Origin of the sequence: Mucilaginibacter gracilis (assembly GCF_003633615.1) — a bacterium.
GTDB lineage: Bacteria > Bacteroidota > Bacteroidia > Sphingobacteriales > Sphingobacteriaceae > Mucilaginibacter > Mucilaginibacter gracilis.
This window is the reverse complement of record NZ_RBKU01000001.1, coordinates 433,263-456,754: the sequence shown is the minus strand read 5'-3', so window position 1 is coordinate 456,754 and position 23,492 is coordinate 433,263. Positions and strand designations below refer to the sequence as shown.

Below are 23,492 nucleotides of genomic sequence, written 5' to 3'. Positions count from 1 at the left end.
GGCTTTTTTTATGGCCGTTTGTGATGTTAAATTTAAAACTTTACCATGTTTAACCAGTTACTATAACTATACCATATACAATCATGAAAATCAGATCCCTTATTATAATCACTTTGCTTTTTATATCCGTGGCAGCCAGCGCACAAACGTTAACCGGCTCCGTTGTTGAAGGCGGCAGTAATATTCGCCTCGAAAATGTTTTTATCCGCGAGGTGGGCAGCAGGCAGGTTGCACTGACAGATAAAAGTGGTAATTTTTACATCCGCACGGCACTTAACCATACGCTCATCTTATCGTTACCGGGCTACGTATCAGACACCTTGTTTGTTATCGATTTTAAGCCTAAGCATATTGAGCTAAAACGGGCCGGCATTACATTGCAAACCGTTACCATTGCCGATAGTAAAGCGGCATTTAACCCCGAAGCAGAGTACCCGGAAGTTTACGAAAAAAGCAAATTCGCGTTATCGCCATCGCGTATATTTGGGAAAGAATCGCGTGATGCAAGGCGTTTAAAACGCTATTTTAAAGTTGAAGCAGAGCAAAGGCAGGTTGACGCCATATTTACCCCGGTGCTGGTAAGCAGCATTGTGCCGTTAAAGGGGCGCGACCTGGAAAATTTTATGAGCATGTATCGCCCGTCGTTAGCTTTTGCAAAAAACAGTTCGCAGCAAACTTTAACCGTTTATATTAACGATTGTTACAAAAAATTTAAGTTGTTACCGGCCGATAAACGCGGCCTGCCCCAACTAAATAACAACTAATTATTGTTGTTATTTAATTTTAACGTTATATTAGTGAGCAAGATGCAATTAAAACTCAACCATAACTATTCTTTAGGTTTTGAACCTCATTTAACTAATGGGGTAAGGCTTATTGTTTTTAATGGGGATGATGAGTGGGTTTGCCGAAAAGAAACTTTGCAGAACCTTACCAAATTTATTGCCGGGCCCGAGGCCCATGTTTTTAAAGGACGGCTGCAATTGTATAAAAACGATGATAGTATTGCCGTTGAAGTGAAGGGGCAACATATAGGTACTATTGCCTTGGCTCAATTGAAGGGACTGCTGCAAATAAATTAGTTGGTTTAGGGTACCCATTAATAAAACTCTTTTAATTTTTAAACTGTTATTGAACAAGTATTATCATCACAATGGTAGTTATGCGTAAAAATTGGGGCTATGTTATAATAACCATGTTTTTCATGGGTATAGCTAGTGGTGTATGTGCCCAAAGCGTTCCGGCTTTGCCTTCCGACCATATTTGCGGCAGGTGGATGATTGTACAAAAAAATTTAAAGGTTGAAATTTACAGAGAAGGACAAGAATTTAGGGCCAAAATAATTTGGTTTAATGATGATGACGACAAAAGCCGCCCAATGGAAACCCGTTTGGACCTTGATAACCCCGACCCCAAAATGCGGACGCAAAAAATTTTAGGCTCAAGCATATTGCAAAAGCTGAGTTATAAGCCGGCCAGTAATTCGTGGGAAAACGGAGTTATTTATGATGCCTTGCACGGCCACCACTGGGATGCATCGGCCTATATTACTAAAAAGGGCGAGCTTAAAGTAACGGGCTACTGGCACTTTAAGTTTATTGGCAAAACGCTAACTTTTATTCGCATTTAATAGCACCCGCCAAATTATTAGTTGAATTTTAATTTAATAAGAAAGAAGAGTGGCTACGCTTATTGGCGTTTACCGTAAATTGGTGTTGAAAAATATTTGAGGGTAACGGATGCATGTTTGTTATTTGCGATGCTTATCTCAAAATTATTTCTCTCAACCGCTTGAATATCAAAAAATAACTTCCTACCTTTGCAGTCCCAAATTGTGGGACAAAAACAAACATTAAAAAGGAACAATGCCTACTATTCAGCAATTAGTTAGAAAAGGTAGAGTAGCTATGGTTGACAAGAGTAAGTCGCCAGCGTTGGACAGTTGTCCACAGCGAAGAGGCGTGTGCACCCGTGTGTACACCACTACCCCTAAAAAACCAAACTCAGCAATGCGTAAAGTTGCGCGTGTACGTTTAACCAATGGTAAAGAGGTTAATGCTTACATCCCTGGCGAAGGCCACAACTTGCAAGAGCACTCTATCGTGTTAATTCGCGGTGGCCGTGTTAAAGATTTACCAGGTGTACGTTACCACATCATCCGTGGTGCTTTAGATACATCAGGTGTTGCAGGTCGTAACCAACGTCGTTCAAAATACGGTACTAAACGTCCTAAACCAGGACAAGTTGCAGCTCCTGCTAAGGGCGCTCCTGCTAAAAAGAAGAAATAATTAAGGAGGATAGAAAGCAATGAGAAAGTCGAAACCAAAAAAGAGAATTATCCTTCCTGATCCAAAGTTCAATGATACTTTGGTTACAAGGTTTGTAAATAATATGATGTATGACGGAAAGAAAAGTACCGCATACTCTATATTTTATGATGCTGTTGAACTTGTTGAGAAAAAAACAAGCGATAGCGGATTAGAAACATGGAAAAAAGCATTAAACAACATTATGCCTGCCGTTGAGGTTAAGAGCCGTAGGGTTGGTGGTGCAAACTTCCAGGTTCCAACAGAAGTACGTCCGGAGCGTAAAATTGCTTTGGGTATGAAATGGTTAATTAGCTACGCACGTAAACGCGGCGAAAAAACCATGATGGAAAAATTAGCCGGAGAAATTATCAGCGCTGCAAAAGGCGAAGGTGCTGCGGTTAAGAAGAAAGAAGATACGCACAAAATGGCCGAAGCCAACAAAGCGTTCTCTCATTTCCGTTTCTAAATTATTGATTTATTGATTTTTGATTGATTGAGTTATTGAGTTTTTTTAAACAGGTAATTCAATCAATCATTTATAATTAATACCAATCAATCATTCAATCATTCAATAATTCAAAAATAAAATGTCAAGAGACTTAAGGTACACCAGGAACATAGGTATTGCTGCTCACATTGATGCAGGTAAAACAACTACTACCGAGCGTATATTATATTATTCGGGTGTTAGCCACAAAATTGGTGAGGTACACGAAGGTGCCGCAACAATGGACTGGATGGCGCAAGAGCAGGAGCGTGGTATCACCATTACTTCGGCTGCAACAACCGTAAACTGGAAATATCGCGGCCAACAATACCACATCAACATTATTGATACACCGGGCCACGTGGATTTTACCGTTGAGGTAAACCGCTCGCTGCGTGTATTGGATGGTTTGGTGTTTTTGTTTTCGGCGGTTGATGGTGTTGAGCCACAATCAGAAACCAACTGGCGCTTAGCTAACAACTATAACGTTGCCCGTATAGGCTTTGTTAACAAGATGGACCGTAGTGGTGCCGATTTTTTAAAGGTTGTTAAGCAAGTAAAATCAATGTTAGGCAGCAACGCCGTACCATTGCAATTACCAATTGGCAGCGAAGAAAGCTTTAAAGGTGTTGTTGATTTGATTAACTGGAGAGGTATCGTTTGGAATGAGCATGATAAAGGGATGACCTTTACCGAAGTGCCTATCCCTGAGGATATGATAGAAGAAGCTACCGAATGGAGAGAAAAATTGTTGGAATCGGTTGCCGATTACGATGAGAGCCTGATGGAAAAATTCTTCGAAGCTCCGGAATCTATCACCGAACGCGAAATTTTAGATGCATTGCGTAAAGCAGTGTTAGATGCTAAAATTGTGCCTATGGTATGTGGTTCATCTTTCAAAAATAAAGGTGTACAAACCATGTTAGATTACGTGATGGAATTATTGCCATCGCCAATGGATGTTGATGGTATAGTTGGTACCAACCCAGATACTGGCGAGGAAATTATCCGTCAACCTTCGGAAAAAGAGCCATTTGCAGCATTGGCGTTTAAAATAGCAACCGATCCGTTTGTTGGTCGTTTATGCTTTATCCGCGTTTACTCTGGTAATTTAGAAGCCGGTTCGTATGTATATAACATGCGTTCGGAAAATAAAGAACGTATCTCTCGTATATTCCAAATGCACGCTAACAAGCAAAACCCTATACCTAATGTAGGTGCCGGTGATATTGCTGCGGTAGTGGGCTTTAAGGATATTAAAACAGGTGATACACTTTGTGATGAAAAACACCCTATCGTTTTAGAGTCGATGAATTTCCCTGAGCCGGTTATCGGTTTAGCTATCGAGCCTAAAACTCAGGCTGATGTTGATAAATTGGGTATGGCTTTAGGTAAATTATCTGAAGAAGATCCAACTTTCCGCGTAACATCTGATGAAGAAAGCGGCCAAACCATTATATCTGGTATGGGCGAACTTCACTTAGATATCATCATGGATCGTTTAAAACGTGAGTTTAAGGTTGAAGTTAACCAAGGTGCTCCGCAGGTATCTTACAAAGAGTCTATCACAGGCCAAACACAACACCGCGAAACATACAAGAAACAAACCGGTGGTCGTGGTAAATTTGCCGATATCCAGGTTATTATATCACCTGCTGACGAAGGTACAGTTGGTTTACAATTTGTTAACGAAATATCTGGTGGTTCTATCCCCCGCGAGTTTATCCCATCTGTAGAAAAGGGCTTTAAAGCTGCTATGGATAACGGTGTATTGGCAGGTTACCCATTGGTGAACATGAAGGTACGTTTGATAGATGGTTCGTTCCACGCTGTCGATTCGGATGCATTATCTTTCGAGATCTGTGCCCGTGGCGCTTACCGCGAAGCTTTACCAAAATGTAAACCGATGTTGTTGGAGCCTATCATGAAAATCGAAATATTAACCCCTGAAGAAAACATGGGGGATGTTATCGGTGATATGAACCGTCGTCGTGGCCAGCTGTTAGGTATGGATTCGCGCGCAGGTGCACAGGTTATTAAAGCAACCGTACCATTGAGCGAAATGTTTGGTTATGTAACTCAGTTACGTACCATTACTTCGGGCCGTGCAACTTCAACAATGGAGTTTGACCACTACGCCGAAGCACCTCGTAACGTACAGGAAGAAGTTGTGGCTAAAGCCAAAGGCAAAAAAGCTGCTGCAAACGCGTAATATATTGACTGAAGGATTGAATGATTGATTTATTGAATGTGAAAGCATTTATTCAATCATTCAGTCCATCAATCATTAAAATAAACCAATCAACTATAAATAATAGCTCTTATAGTTGGTTTAAAACAAAACAAAATGAGCCAAAGAATCAGAATCAAATTAAAATCTTACGATTACAATTTGGTAGATAAATCTGCCGAAAAAATCGTAAAAACAGTAAAACCTACGGGTGCTGTGGTAAGCGGACCAATCCCTTTGCCAACCGAAAAGAAAATTTTTACTGTATTGCGTTCACCGCACGTAAACAAAAAAGCACGTGAGCAATTTCAATTATGCTCATACAAACGTTTGTTAGATATTTACAGTTCAAACTCAAAAACAGTTGACGCTCTGATGAAATTAGAGTTGCCAAGTGGTGTTGAAGTTGAAATTAAAGTATAGTGCCCCTAACCCCCTAAAGGGGGAACGAATAGCAACAAAAAATGCCGCCCTTTGTAAAGAGGAGCGGCATTTTTTGTTGAAAAGCGTATAATTTGAGTTGTAATTGCGGGGTATGGAGCAGTTTCTACGCCAGTATACTTTAAAAAAAAACTGCCTTATGAGCAGCTTTTAAATACAGTGTATTAACATTCTACTTATTCAGTAGTTCGGCCAGTTTGTTTCTTTCGGTTTGTAATTCGCGGGCCAGTTTTTTCTCTTTGTCGTTGGCTTTGGTTTTGTAGGCAGCAAATTCGGCAGATAATTCTTCATACAACTTAATGCGGTAAGCTGCTTCGCGTTTGTTACTTGCAGATAGGTAGATAACCGTTGCCAGTGAGAGTGCCAATATAATTACCAGTCCCCACATAATTATGTTGTAAACCACTTTAGATACCGAAGCACCTAAAAAGCCAATGGAATCAGCTTTTGATATAGAATCAGAAAGGGTTTGATCTTTTGTAGTTACCGCCCCTTGTATACTGGCAATAGCTGTAGCTTGCTCGGATATTTTGGTGTTGGCTTGTTGCAACTTGCGCTTTGCAAGGTTAAGCGTATCCATATAATTTTTATAAAAGGCAATAATTGGCTCTTGCTGATAGCGGTATGTACTTTTAAGTATGGCATTGTATTGCCCGGTAAGGCTGTTATCAACCACCGGCGGCGGTGTTACTTTATCTAAATATTTGGCGTGGTATGTTGGTTTGGCAACCGGTATTTGGGCCTTTACGGGCGGATAAGCTGCTTTTTGAATTTTTTTAACTGTGTCTTGTCCCTGCGCTGCGTATCCGGCGGTTAACAATGCCATGCTTAGTATTAACCTTAAAAGCTTGTTCATATTTAATTTAATTGGTGGTATAGTGTACAATTAGTAACATAGGCAACGGTGTTTTGTTGTTAGCCCGATTGTGCTAATATAAATTCAATTAGTTACAAACCTGATTAAAAAAGCAAATAATAATTGAAGCAACATATCATACCACATAACTATATTAGCAGCATGAATATCGGTATTATTGGTTTGGGCGATATGGGCCGCTTATATGCAAAAGCATTTGCTGCGGCTGGCTATGATGTTTGCGGTTGCGATTTACCCCAGAACAGGGAAAAATTGGAAGCCGAATTAGGCCCGCCGGGCATAAAGGTTTTAAATGACGGGCACGAGGTATCGGCCCGGGCAGATGTATTGATTTATTCGGTAGAGGCGGAGAGCATTGCCGCTGTGGTTGCGCAATACGGAGCATCGGCCAAAGCCGGAGCTATTGTGGCCGGGCAGACGTCGGTAAAGTCGCCGGAGATTGAGGCTTTTGAAAAGTACCTTCCGGCAAACGTATACATTGTAACTATACATGCTTTGCACGGGCCGGGTTTTGCTCCCGATCAGCAAAAGCTGGCTATTATTCCGCACCGGAGCAACCCGGAGGTATACCAGCGGATGCTGGACATTTTTGTTAAGATAGGATCGGACATTGTTGAAATTGGGGATTACCACGAGCACGATAAAATTGTTGCCGATACGCAAGCCGTAACCCACGTAGGTTTTGAAAGTATGGGCACCGCCTGGAAAGAGGCCGGTTTTTTTCCGTGGGAAAATGCATCGTACATAGGGGGGATTGATAACGTGAAGATATTGACTACACTACGTATATTTAGCTATAAGGCGCATGTGTATGCGGGCCTTGCCATATTAAACCCCTATGCCAAACAGCAGGTGAAACGTTACGCGGTATCCGAATCGGAATTGTTTAAGCTGATGATTAAGGAGGAGGAAAAGGATTTTAGGGGGCGCATTTACAAAGCCCGCGATTTTGTTTTCCACGAAAGTACTAAGCCTATTTTGCTTAATGATACCGTAATGCGCGAGTTTTCATTAGCCGGAAAGCCCGAACTGCGTAAGCATAACTCGCACCTGAGTTTACTCAGCATGGTTGATGCCTGGTATCATTTAGGCGTAAACCCTTATGATAACCTCATTTGCCAAACACCACCATTCCGCCTGCGTTTGGGTATTGCCGAATACTTATTTAAAAACGAGGAGTTACTGGAAGAATCGATAGAAGCTGCACTTTACGATAAAACCATCAGGGGCGACGATCTGGAATTTCATTCGGCAGTAAGGGAATGGTCGTCTATTATAGTTTATGGCGATATGAAGGGCTACAAAGAGCACTTTAACCAGGTAAAAGAATTCTTCGGCGACAGGCTTGAGCAAGGCCGTATACAAAGTGCCGAGTTAATTAGGAGGCTGATGGAGTAATGGAGTTTATGCTAAAATAGCCATCGTTCATTCCGAATGAGTTTCAGCTGGAATCTTCTGTGATAGTCTACAAACGTAAATTGTTTATTTCTTCAACATTTCTAAGTTAATTTTATCAAAACACAGTGAGTAATAAAGGTACTCTTTGTTTAAGTCAGCTTCTTCTCTTTTAGCTGCCTGTCTCAGTTTAGTAAGAGCTATGCGTGGAAATTCGGAACAACTGCGTGGATCAAACGATTGTATATCAAATAGTAATTGGGTTATAAATTTATTTTGACCAGTTAAAATTGTGTAATGTGTTACTGTTTTAAAATATTCTGAAGTAATTACACTTATTTTTGTTTTTGTCTCAAAGCTTTTTTCATTTCGCGCAATATGCATTTTATAGCTGTCTGTGTTATTATCAAATTTGCCCTCCAACTCCGAGACTCTAAACCAATACTGTTTATGAACTTTGTACATAACTAATTCTTTGTAATATTCTTTCAGAAGATGAGAGATACGTCTTTCTTCAGCAATAAGTCCTATACGTAAGTTTTTTCTTTCTTTTTTAGTAGTTAACAAATAAGTTACAACTTGTACCAAAATAGCAGAAATCGCACCAATTGATGCAGCTATTAAAACGGCCTGTACGGGCGATAGGCCAGAGGGGTGCTGAGACAAAGTACCGATTATCTTGTCAATCTGCTTTCCCGTGATTTCAATTCTTGTAGTGTCTATTTTAATAGTTAACATAGTTATCCCTTACTTCCCTGCCTCAAATAAAGTCCACGGATACGCTTTCATATCCCTTAAATAATTGCTTTGGTATTTATACTGCGGGTGCAGTTTAAAAAACGGAGCGGCTAAAAAATCCTGACCGTCCGGGTGGCCCATGTGTGCCCAAAACTGCATTTTTCCTGCCAATGCTGTAGTGGTAACCTTGCTTTGTACCGCCCCCATCGGGAAGTATGGTGGCTCATCCCATTCGGGGCAGCCTTTCATATCTTCATCCACATGGCCGCTTATCACACATCGGTTACTGGCTTCTTTATTTTGCAGGGCATCATAACGGTCGCCTTCAATAATTTTGGCGGTGTTTTCATCCAGTTTGCCTTTGTACTGTTCCATCAACTGGCCCATCCTAAGCTTGCGCGCATTGGGCGATGTGGTTTTATCATCCACCTTAAACGTCGTTTCCTCAGCAATCAGCTTCGGGTCGCTAGCAAAGTTTGATCCTATGATAGCTGTATCTTTTGAGCGCCACACCCGGTAACTCTTAAGTCCCAGTTCAAGCTTGGCAACCTCGTTGGTTTTGGTATCGCCAATCAGCCAATCGTTAGCATAGCCTCCATTATTATCGGTAGTCATAATTTTTATCACATCATCAATACTGTTACTGTATTGGGCAGCCTTACGGGCACGCATACACTCGGGCGTTTTTGTAGTGTCAAAACCCTTAAATTGTGTAATGGTAGTTTCGGTTATCAACATACCGTTTTTAGTGATCAAAAAGTCATCGCCGCTATGTATAAAGCCGGGCAGGCAATCCATCAAAATATGGTTGCCCTTTTCGGGGATAATATCGGCAATCACATTCCAGCGTTCGCCAATAATATAATCGGTCCAGTTGTTATGGCCCATTACAATTTTGCCATCCTTTGTATATTTACCATTGGCAATAAATGCACTGCAATTTCCCGGTGCTCTATTATTAGCGCTATCGGCTTTAATCTTATTCAGTACCGATGGTACATAGTATGATGACAGCTCGATGTAGGCATTTAAAGCTGTAACATCTAAACTATCATAAGCCATACCTTTGGCTTGCAGGCCTAAGGCAATGCCTTTTATTTCGGTTTGATATTCCGGTTCCAGTTTGGGCCACAAAATGGTTAAGGCGGCATTGCGGTAAAAGTTCCAGTCCTTTTTGCTGGTAACCGGCAAGTAACTTTTCATTATGTGCAGCAAGGTATCTATCTCTTTAGATAACAGATAGCCGTGTTGGTAACCAATATCAGCGGGGGAGCCTTCCAGGTGTACATATATCCAGCCGTTCTTTTCGGTACGGGTGGCTTTAGCCATACGGTCTGCAGGCGGTGTTTTACAGCTTATGGCTAAACAAAATAGCAGGGCTAACGCTAAAAGGGCTGTGGATAATTTCATTTATAAAGTCAGTTAATTTAAAGTACAATATAATGCTTTCTTTATAAACAACAAAGGGGCAGTAGTTTAACTACCGCCCCTTTGTTTGCCTATTCAAATTTTTATTTATTTATTTACTCGCCCATACATTATCTTTTTCGTTGGCATCCATAAAAATGCCGCCGTCTATTTTTACCGATTTGATGGTTTTAGTTGTTTTTAAACCTACGGTAGCATTTTTTTGATTGGTTTGCCAAATGGCGGGTGTTTGGTGTATGGTGCCGGTGGTGCCATCGCTGTAGGTGATAATTACATCAAACGGAACGGCAAAACCGCCAATATTATTGATGCTGACGTTGTAGCCACTGCCGGCCTTGGTTACGGTGGTAATGGCAAGGTCGATATAATAATTGGTGAAAAACCAGTTGTTGAAAAACCAGTTAAGGTTTTTGCCGGATGCATCATTCATGGAATAAAAATAATCCCATGGGATGGGGTGCTTGCCGTTCCATCTATCCATATAGGCATGTAGGGCCTTTTTAAACAGCTCGTCGCCAAGCATATCTTTTAGAGCCAGGTAGCTTAATGATGGCTTACCGTATTCGTTGTTGCCGTTAGCCGAAAATAATTCGCTCGAAGGGGTGATGATTGGCAGGTCTTCAAACGAAGATGCATCATGTATCCAACGGTTAACACGAAAGTTTTTGTATAGCTTTTCGGCAGCCTCTTTACCAACTTCGGCGGTACCAATCAATAGTTCAAAGGTGGTGGCCCATCCTTCATCCATAAAACCATACCGGCTTTCGTTAATACCCATATAAAAAGGGAAGTAGGTGTGCGCTATTTCATGATCCTGAACAAATTGGGCAAAGTGAAGGTCGTCTTGCTTACTGTCGTTCACCATCATGGGGTATTCCATATCGGCAAAACCCTGGAAGGCCGTCATTTTAGGGAAGGGGTATGGTACACCCGGCCAGTTGTGCGATAACCAGCCCAAACTATTGCGGCCGTTTTGTACCGAATGATGAAAATCGTTAGCGGTGTTATCAAAAGCAGCCTGCATGCTGGCTCTGCGGTTGGTTTTATCATCAACCAATACGCTGGCGGCGTCCCATACATAATGGTTGCTAATGCCTACAGCCATATCGGTAATGTTGTTTGCCGTCCATACCCAGGTATTGGTAGCGTTTTGCTGGGTTACCTTATTACCGGTAACTTCGTCCTGGGTGGCTACATGTATGGTAGAATCGCACGTGAAAGATGCCTCCAGACGTTTGGCAAATTCGGGCTTTAATACTTCGGTAGCATTTTGCAGCGTGCCGGTGGCCCAAACCATGTAGTTTTTGGGTACGGTAACGCTCAGTTTATAATCGTTAAAATCGTTGTAAAACTCTAAAAAATCGGTAAAGGGCAGCCTGTCCCATCCGTTATAGTCGTCGTAAACAGATACCCTTGGGTAAAAGTAGGCCAGGTAAAAAGTTGTACTATCAATCATACCTTCGCGTTCGCTTTGCAGCGATATTTGGTAATGCCAGTTGATATTCAACTTAACCGAATCGTGCGGCATTAAGGGCGTTGGCAGGCGAATACCCTGATTGGTGCTTGAGGCGGCTGCATTATCCCATTTTACGGGCTTATCTCCGGCGGTAAAGCTATCCACCTGTACACCCGGGGTTAAATAATCGGCACTTACGTTGCCACCTCTGGCTGCGCCGGGGCGGTGAATGTTAAGGATGAGTTTCATATTAAGCCCTTTAAGGGTATCGGGGCTGTTATTGATGTAGGTGATTTGTTCGGTACCTTTAACAGTACGATCGGGCGGGAGGGCAGTTACCTGTATATTGTAACGGGCATGGTTTTGCCAGTAGTTTTTACCGGGGCGGCCATCGGGCGAACGGGTGCCTTTGTTATAGGCCTTTTGAATGTCGCGCGGGGTGTACAGCGTTTGTGCCGATGTTGCGGCAACAAACCCCAAAAACAGGGCAGCTGTTAGTACTTGTTTAATCATGATGTTGTTTTTTAATGAAATCAATTACCCAAAAATAAGATAATAAATATATTAAAAAATTTATCACTAAGTGTTTGATAATTAACAGAACATTCCTATCTTTGCCGTCCCTTTCGGGGGAATTATTATGCCTTGAACGAAGCCCTACTGCTTCGATGGGCAAAAACTAAAAAGAAAATGTCAGGAATAATTGGTAAAAAGGTAGGTATGACCAGCATATTCGATGAGGCAGGGAAAAACATCCCATGTACCGTAATCGAAGCTGGACCATGTGTAGTAACACATGTTAAGTCTGTGGATACAGACGGGTACGCCGCAGTACAGTTGGCGTATGGCGAAAAGAAGGAAAAAAACACCAGCGGCCCTCTAAAAGGCCATTTCGAAAAGGCTGGTACCACTCCAAAACGTAAACTTGTTGAGTTTAAAGGATTTGAAGATGAGAAATCACTTGGTGATATTATCACAGTAGAATTGTTTGAAGCCGGCGATTTTGTTGATGTTGTAGGTACCTCTAAAGGAAAAGGTTTTCAGGGTGTTGTTAAACGTCATGGTTTTGCGGGTGTGGGTATGCAAACTCACGGTCAGCACAATCGTTTAAGAGCCCCGGGTTCATTAGGTGCTTCTTCATGGCCTTCACGTGTATTCAAAGGAATGCGCATGGCAGGTCATACTGGTAACGCCCGCGTTAAGGTTCAAAACCTGCAGGTAGTTAAGGTGTATCCAGAGCAAAATTTAATAGTTGTTAAGGGTTCCATCCCAGGAGCTAAGGGTTCATTTGTAATTGTGGATAAATAAGATGGAAGTTAAAGTATTAAATGTATCAGGTAAAGAAACAGGTGCAAGTTTGCATCTACCTGAGTCGGTATTTGGTATTGAGCCCAACGATCACGCAATTTATTTGGATGTTAAGCAGTATTTAGCTAACCAGCGCCAGGGAACTCACAAATCAAAACAACGTAACGAAATTGCAGGTTCAACTCGCAAACTTTACAAACAAAAAGGTACAGGCGGTGCCCGTGCAGGTAGTATTAAATCTCCTTTGTTTAATGGTGGTGGCCGTGTATTTGGTCCGCAACCACGCGACTATAGCTTTAAGCTGAACAAGAAGTTGAAACAACTTGCCCGCAAATCGGCACTGAGCTATAAAGCTATTGATAACAGCATCGTTATAGTTGAAGATTTCAACTTCGAGGCAGTTAAAACCAAAAGCTACATACAGTTTGTTGCAGACTTGAATTTAACTAACGAAAAAACTTTGTTAGTACTGCCTTCAGCAAATAACAATATTTATTTATCAAGCAGAAATCTAAAAAAATCTAAAGTTATCACCGCCGATCAGTTAAGCACTTATGATGTGTTAAACGCTGGTAAATTGGTACTAACAACGGATTCTGTTAAAACTTTGGAGGAAGCATTAGCTAAGTAATCATGGAAGTATTAAAGAAACCCTTACTTACAGAAAAGATATCTCAATTAACTGAGAAGCTTAACCGTTATGCTTTTATAGTAGACCCCAGAGCTAACAAGATCCAGATAAAAGGAGCAATTGAGACCATGTATGGTATTAATATAGTTGCAGTAAACACCATGCGCTATGTTGGAAAGTTGAAAAGTCGTAATACTAAAGCAGGTGCCGTTAGTGGCCGTGCTGCAAAGTATAAAAAAGCGATCATCACTTTAAAAGATGGTGAAACGATAGATTTTTATAGCACAATATAAAGAGATGGCAGTTAAAAGATTTAAACCGGTTACTCCCGGTACCCGTTTCAGGGTAGGTGCCGATAACTCGGATATCACAACAAACGTTCCTGAAAAAACGTTGGTGATGTCTCACAAAAGATCAGGCGGTCGTAACCACGATGGTAAAATGACCATGCGCTACCTTGGTGGTGGCCACAAACAATCATATAGGTTGATCGATTTTAAACGCGATAAGTTTGATATCCCTGCAAAGGTTGCAACTATCGAGTACGATCCAAACCGTTCGGCACGTATTGCATTATTGCATTATGTTGATGGCGAAAAACGTTACATGATAGCTCCGGAAGGACTAACTGTAGGGCAAGTTGTAGTATCGGGCGAAAAATCAGCTCCAGAAGTTGGTAACAGCCTTCCGCTAAAAAACATCCCCTTAGGTTCTATCATCCACAACATTGAGTTGAACCCAGGCCAAGGTGGTACTATTGCCCGTTCGGCAGGTACTTACGCACAGCTATCGGCTCGTGATGGTAAATATGCCATTATCAAATTGCCTTCGGGCGAAACCCGTATGATATTGCTTACTTGTATGGCAACTATCGGTACAGTTTCTAACGGAGACAAAGCAAACGAAGTGTTAGGTAAAGCTGGCCGTAAACGCTGGTTAGGTCGTCGTCCAAGAGTTCGTGGTGTAGCCATGAACCCGGTAGATCACCCTATGGGTGGTGGTGAGGGTAGAGCCTCAGGTGGTCACCCACGCTCACGCAAAGGTTTATTAGCTAAAGGCTTTAAAACCCGCGACAAAAAGAAATCATCTGATCGTTATATCATTGAAAGAAGGAAGAAATAATGGCACGTTCAATTAAAAAAGGACCTTATATTGATCATAACCTGGAAAGAAAAGTTCTGACCTTGAATGATACAAGCAAAAAATCGGTAGTTAAAACCTGGTCGCGTCGTTCCATGATATCTCCTGATTTCGTTGGTCATACGTTCGCAGTACACAATGGTAACAAGTTTATACCGGTGTATGTAACAGAAAACATGGTTGGACACAAGTTGGGAGAATTTGCTCCAACCCGTACATTCCGTGGTCACGCAGAAAAGAAAAAATAAGGCATGGAAGCAACAACTAAAATTAAAAAATCAGTCTTAGTTAGACAACAAAAGGAAGCTGCGAAGGCACTTACTGGAGGTGCTTCTATAGCTAAATTACAAGACTGCCCAACTTCACCACGCAAAATGCGTTTGGTGGTTGATTTGATCCGCGGCGAAAAAGTAGAGAAAGCTTTATACATATTAAAGTATACCAACAAAGAAGCTGCTATCAGGGTTGAGAAATTATTATTATCAGCCATAAAAAACTGGGAAGCTAAAAACGAAGGTAAACGCGTTGAAGACAGCGGTTTATTTGTAAAAGAAATCTCTGTAGGTGGTGGCCGTCAATTAAAAAGATTACGCCCTGCTCCGCAAGGAAGAGGATACCGTATCAGGAAACGTTCAAACCACGTTACCCTAATTGTTGACAGTAAAAACGATAACAACTAATTTAAAATGGGACAAAAAGCACATCCAATAGGTAACCGTTTAGGAATCATCAGAGGTTGGGATTCTAACTGGTTCGGTGGCAACAACTACTCCGATAAATTAGTTGAAGACGAAAAGATCCGCAAATATATTTCGGTACGTATCGCTAAAGGCGGTGTATCAAAAGTGGTTATTGAGCGTACTTTAAAACGCATCACCGTAACTATACACACTGCCCGCCCGGGTATTGTAATTGGTAAAGGTGGCGCAGAGGTTGATAAAATTAAAGAAGAGTTAAAGAAACTGACTAAAAAGGACGTTCAAATTAACATCTTCGAAATTAAACGCCCTGAGCTTGATGCACAATTAGTAGCAGAAGGTATAGCTAAACAACTTGAAGCACGTATATCATTCCGTCGTGCCATGAAAACTACAATTGCTTCAACCATGAGAATGGGTGCTGAAGGAATCAAGATCATGACATCTGGCCGTTTAGGCGGTGCTGAAATGGCACGTAGCGAGCAATATAAAGAAGGAAGAATTCCTTTGCACACTTTCCGTGCAGACATTGACTATGCTTTAGCCGAGGCTTTAACTACCTATGGTAAAATAGGTGTAAAGGTTTGGATTTGCAAAGGCGAAGTTTACGGCAAACGCGATTTATCTCCAAACATTGGTGGTACAAGCAGCAGCAGCGGTAAAGGCGGCAGGCCAGAAGGTGCAGCAGCATACGGCGACCGTGGTGGAAATGATAGAAGAGGTGGTGGTGAGCGTCGTGCAGGCGGCCCAGGTAATGACAGACGCGGTGGTCAAGGTGGCGGTAACAGCCGTCCGGGTGGCCAAGGCGGAGGTAATCGTCCAGGTGGTCAAGGCGGAGGTAATCGCCCAGGCGGTCAAGGTGCAGGTGGAAGCCGCCCGGCCGGAAAGAGATAATATTTAGGTAGATATTAGACGTGAGATATCAGATTTTGGAAAACATTTCTGATCCGCTTTTAAAACTACGATTAACAATAAATAACAAGATACGGGACTATAGAGGGCGAGATTAATATCTCAAATCTAAAATCCCATATCTCAATACTAAAAAAAAATGCTACAGCCAAAAAGAACGAAGTTCAGAAAGATGCAAAAAGGCAGAATGAATGGCCTGGCCAGTCGTGGTGCAGAGCTATCATTCGGTTCATTCGGTATCAAATCACTCGAAGCCGCCTGGATAACCAGTCGTCAAATCGAGGCTGCCCGTATCGCTGTAACACGTTTCATGAAACGTGAAGGCCAGGTATGGATACGTATATTTCCAGACAAGCCGGTTACTAAAAAACCAGCAGAGGTACGTATGGGTAAAGGTAAAGGTGCTCCTGAATATTGGGTAGCAGTGGTTAGACCAGGCCGCATCATCTTCGAAGCCGAAGGTGTGCCTTTGGAAACTGCTAAAGAGGCTTTGCGCCTTGCAGCAGCAAAATTACCGGTGCAAACAAAATTTGTGTTACGTAGGGATTACGTAGAAGAATAACAAAAACAGGTTATCAATTGGGAGTTGCCTCTTATCAGTAGACTAACGCAACTTGGCAATCATAACATATAATTAACAAGAAAATGAAGAACTCAGAAATTTTAGAGCTATCAACCGAAGAACTTACTGCGAGGATCGGGGAAGAAAGAGCCAACATAACCAAATTAAAATTTGCGCATGCGGTTTCGGCAATTGAAAACCCTACCCGTATTACCAAAGTAAGAAAGGATATTGCTCGTTTAAATACTGAATTAACCAAGCGCAAAGCGGCGTCTGCTTCTGAAAAGAATTAATTTTTAGAATTGAAATGGAAAGAAATTTAAGAAAAACACGTACCGGTTTGGTAGTTAGCAATAAGATGGAAAAATCCATCGTTGTAGCTGTTGAACGGAAGGTGAAGCACCCCATCTATGGTAAGTTTGTGAAGAAAACTACCAAATTTATGGCTCATGACGAGACTAATACCTGTGGTATTGGCGATACCGTATTGATTATGGAAACCCGTCCGTTGAGCAAGAGCAAAAACTGGAGATTAGTACAAATTTTAGAAAGGGCTAAATAAGATGGTACAACAGGAATCGAGATTAAATGTTGCCGATAACAGCGGAGCTAAAGAAGTTTTAGTTATCCGTGTATTAGGCGGAACAGGAAAAAGATACGCCTCAATTGGCGATAAAATTGTTGTTACCGTAAAGAGTGCTATACCTTCTGGCAATATTAAAAAAGGTACAGTATCTAAAGCCGTAGTAGTTAGAACCAAGAAAGAGATCCGCAGGAAGGATGGTTCATATATTCGTTTCGACGATAACGCAGCCGTTTTGTTAAACAACCAGGACGAACCGAGAGGTACCCGTATTTTTGGACCAGTTGCAAGAGAGTTGCGTGAAAAACAATTCATGAAAATTGTATCATTAGCACCGGAGGTATTGTAAAATGGAAAGAAAGAAAAATACGCAACCGAAATTGAAGATCAAAAAGGGTGACCTTGTTAAGGTTATTGCCGGAGATTCAAAAGGTTCACAAGGAAAAGTTATAGAAGTATTGGTATCAAAAAGCCGCGTTTTGGTTGAAGGTGCTAATATGGTATCAAAACATACTAAACCTAATGCTGCCAGCCCTAATGGTGGTATTATTAAACAAGAAGCAGCTTTACATATATCTAACGTAATGTTGGTTGACCCGAAATCGGGAAAACCTACTCGCGTTGGAAGGATAAAGAATGCTGACGGTAAATTGGTTAGAGTAGCAAAAATATCAGGGGAGGAAATTAAGTAATGACTTACGTACCAAGATTAAAATCGAAATACAAGGACGAGATCCGTACTGCAATGAAAGAAAAATTTCAGTACAAGAGCGTAATGCAGGTTCCTAAACTGGAAAAAATTGCTATCAACCAGGGTGTTGGTGCTGCTACTACTGATAAAAAGCTGATTGATGTTGCCATTAACGAAATGACAACCATTACAGGCCAGCAGGCAGTTGCATCAAAATCTAAAAAAGATATATCAAACTTTAAGTTACGTAAAAATATGCCGGTTGGTGTACGTGTTACTTTACGTGATAACAATATGTATGAATTTTTGGATCGTTTGATTGCTGTGGCGTTGCCACGTATCCGCGATTTCAAGGGTATTAATGATAAAGGTTTTGATGGCCGTGGTAACTATACTTTAGGTATTACTGAGCAAATTATATTCCCCGAAATCAACATTGACAAAATCAACAAGATTATGGGTATGGATATTACTTTTGTAACCTCGGCTCAAAATGATGTTGAAGCATTAGAATTGCTTAAACAATTTGGTTTACCATTTAAAAATCAAACTCCAACCAACAATGGCTAAAGAAGGTGTAAAAGCACGTGAAGTTAAACGTGCCAGAATAGTAGCTAAATACGCTGAAAAAAGAGCAGCTTTAAAAGCCGCTGGTGATTTTATAGGCCTGGACAAGTTGCCAAAAGCAGCATCTCCGGTAAAGTTGCACAACCGTTGCAAATTAACCGGCCGTCCGCGTGGTTATATGCGCCAGTTTGGTATTTCGCGTGTTACATTCCGCGAAATGGCTTTAGCCGGTAAAATTCCGGGAGTAAAGAAAGCTAGCTGGTAAAAAAGAGAATTCAAAAGTAAAAATTCAAAAGCTTTGGTTTTTTGAATTTTTACTTTTGAATTTTGAATTGAATATTAACCGATGGAAGGTCGGCCGGATGTGCCGGAACGAAACCACCATCATAAACAACAATAATGAATACAGATCCAATTGCAGATTATCTTACACGAGTAAGGAATGCTATTAAAGCCAACCACAGGGTTGTTGAAATTCCTGCATCAAACCTTAAAAAAGAGATCACGAAAGTGCTTTTTGATAAAGGTTACATCGCAAACTTTAAGTTTGAAGACAATGGTCCTCAAGGCATCATCAAGATAGCTTTGAAATACCACCCGATAACTAAAATATCAGCTATACGTAACATATCACGTATCAGCAAGCCAGGTTTGCGTAAATATGCAGGTACTGCTAATATGCCAAGGGTATTGAACGGTTTAGGCATTGCCATCGTTTCAACATCAAAAGGTGTTATGAGTGATAAAGAGGCCCGCGCCCAAAATATTGGTGGCGAGGTTATGTGTTACGTTTATTAATCAAATAAGGAGAACAAGAAAATGTCAAGAGTAGGAAAAGCTCCAATCGCAATCCCGGCAGGCGTTACTGTTACCGTATCTGATGATAACGTAGTTACAGTAAAAGGCCCTAAAGGTGAATTATTCCAGGCAGTTGATACAGATATTACTATCGCTGTGGAAGGTGGACAATTAACAGTACAACGTCCGTCGGAACAAAAACGTCATAAAGCATTGCACGGTTTATACCGCGCATTAATTAATAATATGGTTGTTGGTGTAACAGAAGGCTACAAAATTCAACAAGAACTTGTAGGTGTAGGTTACCGTGCAACCAATGTAGGTAATACTTTAGATTTAGTGTTGGGATTTTCTCACCATTATGTATTTGAATTACCAAAAGAAATTAAAGTTACAACCACTGCTGAAAAAGGTAAAAACCCGATCATCATCCTGGAATCAACTGATAAACAACTGATTGGACAAGTTGCAGCGAAAATACGCTCGTTACGTGCACCAGAGCCTTATAAAGGTAAAGGTATCAAGTTTGTTGGCGAGATATTGAGAAGAAAAGCAGGTAAATCAGCATCTAAAAAATAAGCGTCATGACAGGTAAATTATCAAGAAGAGACAGAATTAGGAAAGGGATCAGAAAACGTCTTTCAGGTTCTTCAGAGCGTCCGCGCTTGTCAGTGTACAGAAGCAACAAAGGTATCTATGCTCAGATCATTGACGATGTAACCGGTAAAACACTGGTATCGGCATCATCATTATCAAAAGAGTTTGCTACAACAGGCAGCAAGTCTGACCAATCGGTAGCGGTAGGTAAAATGGTTGCCGAAAAAGCTGTAGCTGCCGGTATTAAGCAAGTGGTTTTCGATAGAAACGGATATTTGTATCATGGTCGCGTTAAGTCGTTAGCCGAAGGTGCACGTGAAGGTGGTTTAATTTTTTAATTACAAGAAGAGATGTCAACTATTAATATAAAAAGAGTAAAATCAAGCGAGATCGAATTAAAGGATCGTTTGGTTAGCATCCAACGTGTAGCCAAGGTAACCAAGGGTGGTCGTACTTTCAGTTTCTCTGCCATTGTGGTAGTAGGAGATGAGAATGGCATAGTAGGTTACGGTTTAGGTAAAGCGAAAGAAGTAACCGAGGCAATTGCCAAAGGTATTGATGATGCAAAGAAGAACCTGGTAAAGGTTCCGATTATTAACAACACTATACCTCATGAGCAGATAGGTAAGTTTTCGGGAGGTTTTGTATTTTTAAAGCCTGCTGCAAATGGTACCGGTGTTATAGCAGGTGGTGCGATGCGTGCGGTTTTAGAATCGGCAGGTGTGCATAATGTATTAGCAAAATCAAAAGGTTCATCAAACCCCCACAACGTGGTAAAGGCAACAGTTTCGGCATTATCGCAAATGCGCGATGCTTATACTGTAGCTCAACACCGTGGCGTTAGTTTAGGTAAAGTATTTAACGGATAATCAGATCATGGCAAAAATCAAAATAACACAGATTAAGAGCGTGATCGATAGAAGTGAGCGCCAGAAAAGAACCATCGAAGCATTAGGTTTGAAAAGGATCAACCATAGTGTAGAAGTTGAGGCTAATGCAGCTATCATCGGCATGGTTAGGAAAGTAAATCATTTGGTAGCAGTAGAAAACATTTAATGTTATGAATTTAAGTAATCTGAAACCTGCAGAAGGTTCTACTAAAAATAGAAAAAGAATCGGTCGTGGTACCGGTTCAGGTCGTGGTGGTACATCAACACGCGGCCACAAAGGTGCCGGCTCACGCTCTGGTACTTCAACCAAAGTTGGTTTTGAAGGTGGCCAGATGCCATTACAACGCCGTGTGCCTAAGGTGGGCTTTAAAAACGCTAACCGCGTTGAATATGTAAGTGTAAACTTAGATGCTCTGCAAGGTTTGGCCGAACAATATAACATCACAACAGTTAATTTTGATACCCTGAAAGAACATGGTTTGGTATCGAGAAACGACTTAGTGAAAGTATTGGGTCGTGGCGAATTAAAGGCTAAGTTAGAAGTTACAGCACATGCATTTTCGGCCACTGCGCAAAAAGCAATTGAAGCAGCAGGCGGTTCCATCGTTAAGTTATAAATTTCAATGAAGAAATTTTTCGAAACTTTATCCAATATCTGGAAGATAGAAGATTTAAGGGTGCGTATTATCAACACAACCTTATTTCTTCTTATTTATCGTGTAGGTTCATTCGTGGTGTTGCCTGGGGTTGACCCGGCATCACTAACCAATCAAAAAGGTAAAGAAGGTCTGATGGGCCTTCTTAACATGTTTGCGGGCGGTTCGTTTTCGCGCGAGTCTATTTTTGCCTTAGGTGTAATGCCTTATATTTCCGCTTCAATTGTGGTGCAGTTATTGGGTATTGCAGTTCCGTATTTTACTAAATTGCAAAAGGAAGGTGAAAGCGGACGTAACAAACTTAACCAATGGACGCGTTACCTAACTATTGGTATAACTGCTTTACAAGCCATTGGCTATGTAAGTTCACAGGTTAGCACCAAATTAATACCTGAGCCATACTTTACCATTTTATCGGTATTTGTATTAACCGCAGGTACATTATTTGTAATGTGGTTGGGTGAAAAAATCACTGATAAAGGTATTGGTAACGGTATATCGCTAATTATTATGGTGGGTATCATTGCACAATTGCCTGATGCGTTGATTAAGGAATTTTCGTCCCGTGTTAACGGTATTGGCGGCCCATTTGCTTTTATAGTTGAAATTATAGCTTTAATAGCTGTTGTAATGTTCACTATATTAATAGTACAGGGTACCCGCAAAATTGCTGTGCAGTACGCAAAACGTATAGTTGGCAATAAGCAATATGGTGGTGTTAGGCAGTACATACCTTTAAAAGTTAATGCAGCCGGTGTTATGCCAATTATATTTGCCCAGGCTTTAATGTTTATCCCAGGAATGATATCGCAGTTTTTCCCTAAGATAGCATCGAGCGGTATTTTAATTGCACTATCTGATTATACCTCATGGGGGCATAATTTGATGTTTGCGATATTGATTATCATCTTCACTTATTTTTATACGGCTATTACGGTTAATCCTAACCAAATGGCTGATGATATGAAAAAGAACGGTGGCTTTATACCAGGTATTAAACCAGGTAAATCAACTGCCGATTATATTGATGGTGTGATATCAAAAATTACCTTACCTGGTTCGATATTTTTAGCTATCATAGCCATATTGCCGGCTATTGCAGCTATGTTCCAGGTATATGGCCCGTTTGCGCGCTTTTTTGGTGGAACATCACTAATAATTTTGGTAGGTGTTGTGTTAGATACTTTGCAACAGATAGAAAGTCATTTATTGATGCGTCATTACGATGGTTTGATGAAAACCGGAAGAATACAAGGACGTACGGCTATCCCTACTGCAGCAGGTACAACGCCTCCGGCAATATAATAGCCTAATGTCTAAAATTAATTATAGGTCGGCTGAGGAGATAGAGCTGATAAGAGAGAGCTCCTTACTGGTATCTAAAACACTTGGCGAGGTAGCTAAGGTAATAGGGCCAGGTGTAAAGACCATAGAACTTAATAAACTTGCAGAAACCTTTATTCGTGATAACGGTGGGGTTCCTGCATTTTTAAACTATAACGGTTTTCCGTATTCTCTTTGTATTTCACTCAATAACCAGGTTGTACATGGTTTCCCGAGTAACCATGTGTTGGTTGAGGGTGATCTGGTGTCTGTAGATTGTGGTGTGGTAAAACACAAGTATTATGGCGATTCGGCCTATACATTTGCTATAGGTGAGGTTAGCGAGCAAACTAAATTGTTGATGCAGGTTACCAAAGAATGTTTGGTTTTGGGCATTGATAAAGCGGTTGCCGGCTTGCGTATTGGCGATATTGGTTATGCAGTGCAAGAGCACGCTGAAAAAAATAATTTTGGCGTTGTTAAGGAGCTGGTTGGCCACGGTGTTGGCACCCGGTTGCATGAAAAGCCGGAGGTGCCAAATTACGGCAAAAGAGGAGCTGGTATTAAGCTGGAAGAAGGTATGGTTATAGCCATTGAGCCTATGATTAACGCTGGCAGAGCCGGAGTTAGGTTTTGGGACGATGGATGGACGGTATCGACCATTGACGGCAAAGTATCAGCACATTATGAGCATACGGTGGCCATTAGCAAGGGTAAGGCAGATATACTTTCAACATTTTCGTATATAGAAGATATTTTAAGTAAAAAAGAGTAA

At 41.2% G+C, this 23,492-nt stretch carries 34 protein-coding genes; 30 read left to right on the top strand and 4 right to left on the bottom strand.

Annotated elements, in window-relative coordinates; translation table 11 throughout:
* Window positions 1–83 precede the first annotated feature (83 nt).
* The 7 genes from BDD43_RS01925 (at window position 84) to rpsJ (ending at window position 5,449) form a co-directional block, all read left to right on the top strand.
* Window positions 84–764 carry a peptidase associated/transthyretin-like domain-containing protein gene (locus BDD43_RS01925; RefSeq protein ID WP_121196036.1) on the top strand — a complete coding sequence of 227 codons (681 nt, stop codon included), beginning with the start codon at window positions 84–86 and terminating at the stop codon, window positions 762–764.
* 33 nt (window positions 765–797) lie between these two features.
* A complete protein-coding gene (locus BDD43_RS01920; protein ID WP_147425545.1) occupies window positions 798–1,082 on the top strand; it encodes a hypothetical protein in 285 nt (94 codons plus the stop codon).
* Window positions 1,083–1,162: 80 nt separating this feature from the next.
* The gene (locus BDD43_RS01915; RefSeq protein ID WP_246001403.1) at window positions 1,163–1,630 is read left to right on the top strand and encodes a DUF2147 domain-containing protein; all 468 of its coding nucleotides are present in this window, start codon (window positions 1,163–1,165) and stop codon (window positions 1,628–1,630) included.
* Window positions 1,631–1,865: 235 nt separating this feature from the next.
* A complete protein-coding gene (gene rpsL, locus BDD43_RS01910) occupies window positions 1,866–2,288 on the top strand; it encodes a 30S ribosomal protein S12 (RefSeq protein ID WP_121196031.1) in 423 nt (140 codons plus the stop codon).
* 19 nt (window positions 2,289–2,307) lie between these two features.
* Entirely contained in the window at window positions 2,308–2,775 is a 468-nt protein-coding gene (rpsG, locus tag BDD43_RS01905; RefSeq protein WP_121196030.1) for a 30S ribosomal protein S7, read from the top strand.
* A gap of 121 nt (window positions 2,776–2,896) precedes the next feature.
* On the top strand, window positions 2,897–5,008 hold the full coding sequence (gene fusA / locus BDD43_RS01900; protein ID WP_121196028.1) for an elongation factor G: 2,112 nt from the start codon (window positions 2,897–2,899) through the stop codon (window positions 5,006–5,008).
* A 135-nt stretch (window positions 5,009–5,143) separates the two neighbouring features.
* On the top strand, window positions 5,144–5,449 hold the full coding sequence (gene rpsJ / locus BDD43_RS01895) for a 30S ribosomal protein S10 (RefSeq protein ID WP_040627320.1): 306 nt from the start codon (window positions 5,144–5,146) through the stop codon (window positions 5,447–5,449).
* Window positions 5,450–5,639: 190 nt separating this feature from the next.
* Here the strand turns inward: rpsJ and BDD43_RS01890 are convergent, their stop codons facing one another.
* A complete protein-coding gene (locus BDD43_RS01890) occupies window positions 5,640–6,323 on the bottom strand; it encodes a hypothetical protein (RefSeq protein ID WP_121196026.1) in 684 nt (227 codons plus the stop codon).
* A gap of 162 nt (window positions 6,324–6,485) precedes the next feature.
* Between BDD43_RS01890 and BDD43_RS01885 the strand changes: the two genes are divergently transcribed.
* Window positions 6,486–7,742 carry a prephenate dehydrogenase gene (locus BDD43_RS01885; RefSeq protein ID WP_121196023.1) on the top strand — a complete coding sequence of 419 codons (1,257 nt, stop codon included), beginning with the start codon at window positions 6,486–6,488 and terminating at the stop codon, window positions 7,740–7,742.
* 84 nt (window positions 7,743–7,826) lie between these two features.
* Here BDD43_RS01885 and BDD43_RS01880 read toward each other — a convergent pair whose 3' ends face one another.
* From BDD43_RS01880 to BDD43_RS01870, 3 genes are all read right to left on the bottom strand, one after another.
* On the bottom strand, window positions 7,827–8,477 hold the full coding sequence (locus BDD43_RS01880) for a hypothetical protein (protein WP_121196021.1): 651 nt from the start codon (window positions 8,475–8,477) through the stop codon (window positions 7,827–7,829).
* Window positions 8,478–8,486: 9 nt separating this feature from the next.
* Window positions 8,487–9,887 carry a C45 family autoproteolytic acyltransferase/hydolase gene (locus tag BDD43_RS01875; RefSeq protein ID WP_121196019.1) on the bottom strand — a complete coding sequence of 467 codons (1,401 nt, stop codon included), beginning with the start codon at window positions 9,885–9,887 and terminating at the stop codon, window positions 8,487–8,489.
* 109 nt (window positions 9,888–9,996) lie between these two features.
* Complete coding sequence (locus BDD43_RS01870; RefSeq protein ID WP_121196017.1) at window positions 9,997–11,874, bottom strand: M1 family metallopeptidase; 1,878 nt, start codon at window positions 11,872–11,874, stop codon at window positions 9,997–9,999.
* A 177-nt stretch (window positions 11,875–12,051) separates the two neighbouring features.
* On the opposite strand from BDD43_RS01870, the gene rplC reads away from it, so the two are divergent.
* The 22 genes from rplC (at window position 12,052) to map (ending at window position 23,492) form a co-directional block, all read left to right on the top strand.
* On the top strand, window positions 12,052–12,669 hold the full coding sequence (gene rplC, locus BDD43_RS01865) for a 50S ribosomal protein L3 (RefSeq protein ID WP_121201847.1): 618 nt from the start codon (window positions 12,052–12,054) through the stop codon (window positions 12,667–12,669).
* Window position 12,670: 1 nt separating this feature from the next.
* Complete coding sequence (gene rplD / locus BDD43_RS01860; RefSeq protein WP_121196016.1) at window positions 12,671–13,300, top strand: 50S ribosomal protein L4; 630 nt, start codon at window positions 12,671–12,673, stop codon at window positions 13,298–13,300.
* Between the two features lie 2 nt (window positions 13,301–13,302).
* Window positions 13,303–13,593, top strand: a complete 291-nt coding sequence (rplW, locus tag BDD43_RS01855; RefSeq protein ID WP_121196014.1) for a 50S ribosomal protein L23 — start codon at window positions 13,303–13,305, stop codon at window positions 13,591–13,593.
* A 4-nt stretch (window positions 13,594–13,597) separates the two neighbouring features.
* On the top strand, window positions 13,598–14,422 hold the full coding sequence (rplB, locus tag BDD43_RS01850) for a 50S ribosomal protein L2 (RefSeq protein WP_121196013.1): 825 nt from the start codon (window positions 13,598–13,600) through the stop codon (window positions 14,420–14,422).
* Window positions 14,422–14,688 (top strand): 30S ribosomal protein S19, encoded by a 267-nt coding sequence (gene rpsS / locus BDD43_RS01845; RefSeq protein ID WP_121196011.1) that lies wholly within the window; start codon window positions 14,422–14,424, stop codon window positions 14,686–14,688. Before rplB ends, rpsS begins: the two co-directional genes overlap by 1 nt.
* Window positions 14,689–14,691: 3 nt before the next feature.
* Window positions 14,692–15,120 carry a 50S ribosomal protein L22 gene (rplV, locus tag BDD43_RS01840; RefSeq protein WP_121196009.1) on the top strand — a complete coding sequence of 143 codons (429 nt, stop codon included), beginning with the start codon at window positions 14,692–14,694 and terminating at the stop codon, window positions 15,118–15,120.
* Between the two features lie 6 nt (window positions 15,121–15,126).
* Complete coding sequence (gene rpsC, locus BDD43_RS01835; protein WP_121196008.1) at window positions 15,127–16,032, top strand: 30S ribosomal protein S3; 906 nt, start codon at window positions 15,127–15,129, stop codon at window positions 16,030–16,032.
* 157 nt (window positions 16,033–16,189) lie between these two features.
* Window positions 16,190–16,612 (top strand): 50S ribosomal protein L16, encoded by a 423-nt coding sequence (gene rplP / locus BDD43_RS01830; protein WP_121196006.1) that lies wholly within the window; start codon window positions 16,190–16,192, stop codon window positions 16,610–16,612.
* Between the two features lie 83 nt (window positions 16,613–16,695).
* Window positions 16,696–16,905 carry a 50S ribosomal protein L29 gene (rpmC, locus tag BDD43_RS01825; RefSeq protein WP_121196004.1) on the top strand — a complete coding sequence of 70 codons (210 nt, stop codon included), beginning with the start codon at window positions 16,696–16,698 and terminating at the stop codon, window positions 16,903–16,905.
* 14 nt (window positions 16,906–16,919) lie between these two features.
* Window positions 16,920–17,174, top strand: coding sequence for a 30S ribosomal protein S17 (gene rpsQ, locus BDD43_RS01820; RefSeq protein ID WP_008506277.1), 255 nt, complete (start codon window positions 16,920–16,922; stop codon window positions 17,172–17,174).
* A 1-nt stretch (window position 17,175) separates the two neighbouring features.
* Complete coding sequence (gene rplN / locus BDD43_RS01815; protein WP_008506274.1) at window positions 17,176–17,544, top strand: 50S ribosomal protein L14; 369 nt, start codon at window positions 17,176–17,178, stop codon at window positions 17,542–17,544.
* 1 nt (window position 17,545) lies between these two features.
* Entirely contained in the window at window positions 17,546–17,887 is a 342-nt protein-coding gene (gene rplX, locus BDD43_RS01810) for a 50S ribosomal protein L24 (protein ID WP_121196003.1), read from the top strand.
* On the top strand, window positions 17,887–18,456 hold the full coding sequence (gene rplE, locus BDD43_RS01805; RefSeq protein ID WP_121196001.1) for a 50S ribosomal protein L5: 570 nt from the start codon (window positions 17,887–17,889) through the stop codon (window positions 18,454–18,456). The genes rplX and rplE overlap by 1 nt, the downstream gene beginning before the upstream one ends.
* Window positions 18,449–18,718, top strand: a complete 270-nt coding sequence (rpsN, locus tag BDD43_RS01800; protein ID WP_121196000.1) for a 30S ribosomal protein S14 — start codon at window positions 18,449–18,451, stop codon at window positions 18,716–18,718. The genes rplE and rpsN overlap by 8 nt, the downstream gene beginning before the upstream one ends.
* Window positions 18,719–18,852: 134 nt before the next feature.
* A complete protein-coding gene (rpsH, locus tag BDD43_RS01795) occupies window positions 18,853–19,251 on the top strand; it encodes a 30S ribosomal protein S8 (RefSeq protein ID WP_121195999.1) in 399 nt (132 codons plus the stop codon).
* Between the two features lie 21 nt (window positions 19,252–19,272).
* Window positions 19,273–19,830 carry a 50S ribosomal protein L6 gene (gene rplF / locus BDD43_RS01790; RefSeq protein WP_121195997.1) on the top strand — a complete coding sequence of 186 codons (558 nt, stop codon included), beginning with the start codon at window positions 19,273–19,275 and terminating at the stop codon, window positions 19,828–19,830.
* Between the two features lie 5 nt (window positions 19,831–19,835).
* Window positions 19,836–20,186 carry a 50S ribosomal protein L18 gene (rplR, locus tag BDD43_RS01785; RefSeq protein WP_121195996.1) on the top strand — a complete coding sequence of 117 codons (351 nt, stop codon included), beginning with the start codon at window positions 19,836–19,838 and terminating at the stop codon, window positions 20,184–20,186.
* A gap of 12 nt (window positions 20,187–20,198) precedes the next feature.
* A complete protein-coding gene (gene rpsE, locus BDD43_RS01780; protein WP_008506265.1) occupies window positions 20,199–20,717 on the top strand; it encodes a 30S ribosomal protein S5 in 519 nt (172 codons plus the stop codon).
* Window positions 20,718–20,724: 7 nt separating this feature from the next.
* Complete coding sequence (rpmD, locus tag BDD43_RS01775; RefSeq protein WP_121195995.1) at window positions 20,725–20,904, top strand: 50S ribosomal protein L30; 180 nt, start codon at window positions 20,725–20,727, stop codon at window positions 20,902–20,904.
* A 4-nt stretch (window positions 20,905–20,908) separates the two neighbouring features.
* Window positions 20,909–21,355, top strand: coding sequence for a 50S ribosomal protein L15 (rplO, locus tag BDD43_RS01770; RefSeq protein WP_121195993.1), 447 nt, complete (start codon window positions 20,909–20,911; stop codon window positions 21,353–21,355).
* A 6-nt stretch (window positions 21,356–21,361) separates the two neighbouring features.
* Window positions 21,362–22,699 (top strand): preprotein translocase subunit SecY, encoded by a 1,338-nt coding sequence (gene secY / locus BDD43_RS01765; RefSeq protein WP_121195992.1) that lies wholly within the window; start codon window positions 21,362–21,364, stop codon window positions 22,697–22,699.
* A 7-nt stretch (window positions 22,700–22,706) separates the two neighbouring features.
* Window positions 22,707–23,492 carry a type I methionyl aminopeptidase gene (gene map, locus BDD43_RS01760; protein ID WP_121195991.1) on the top strand — a complete coding sequence of 262 codons (786 nt, stop codon included), beginning with the start codon at window positions 22,707–22,709 and terminating at the stop codon, window positions 23,490–23,492.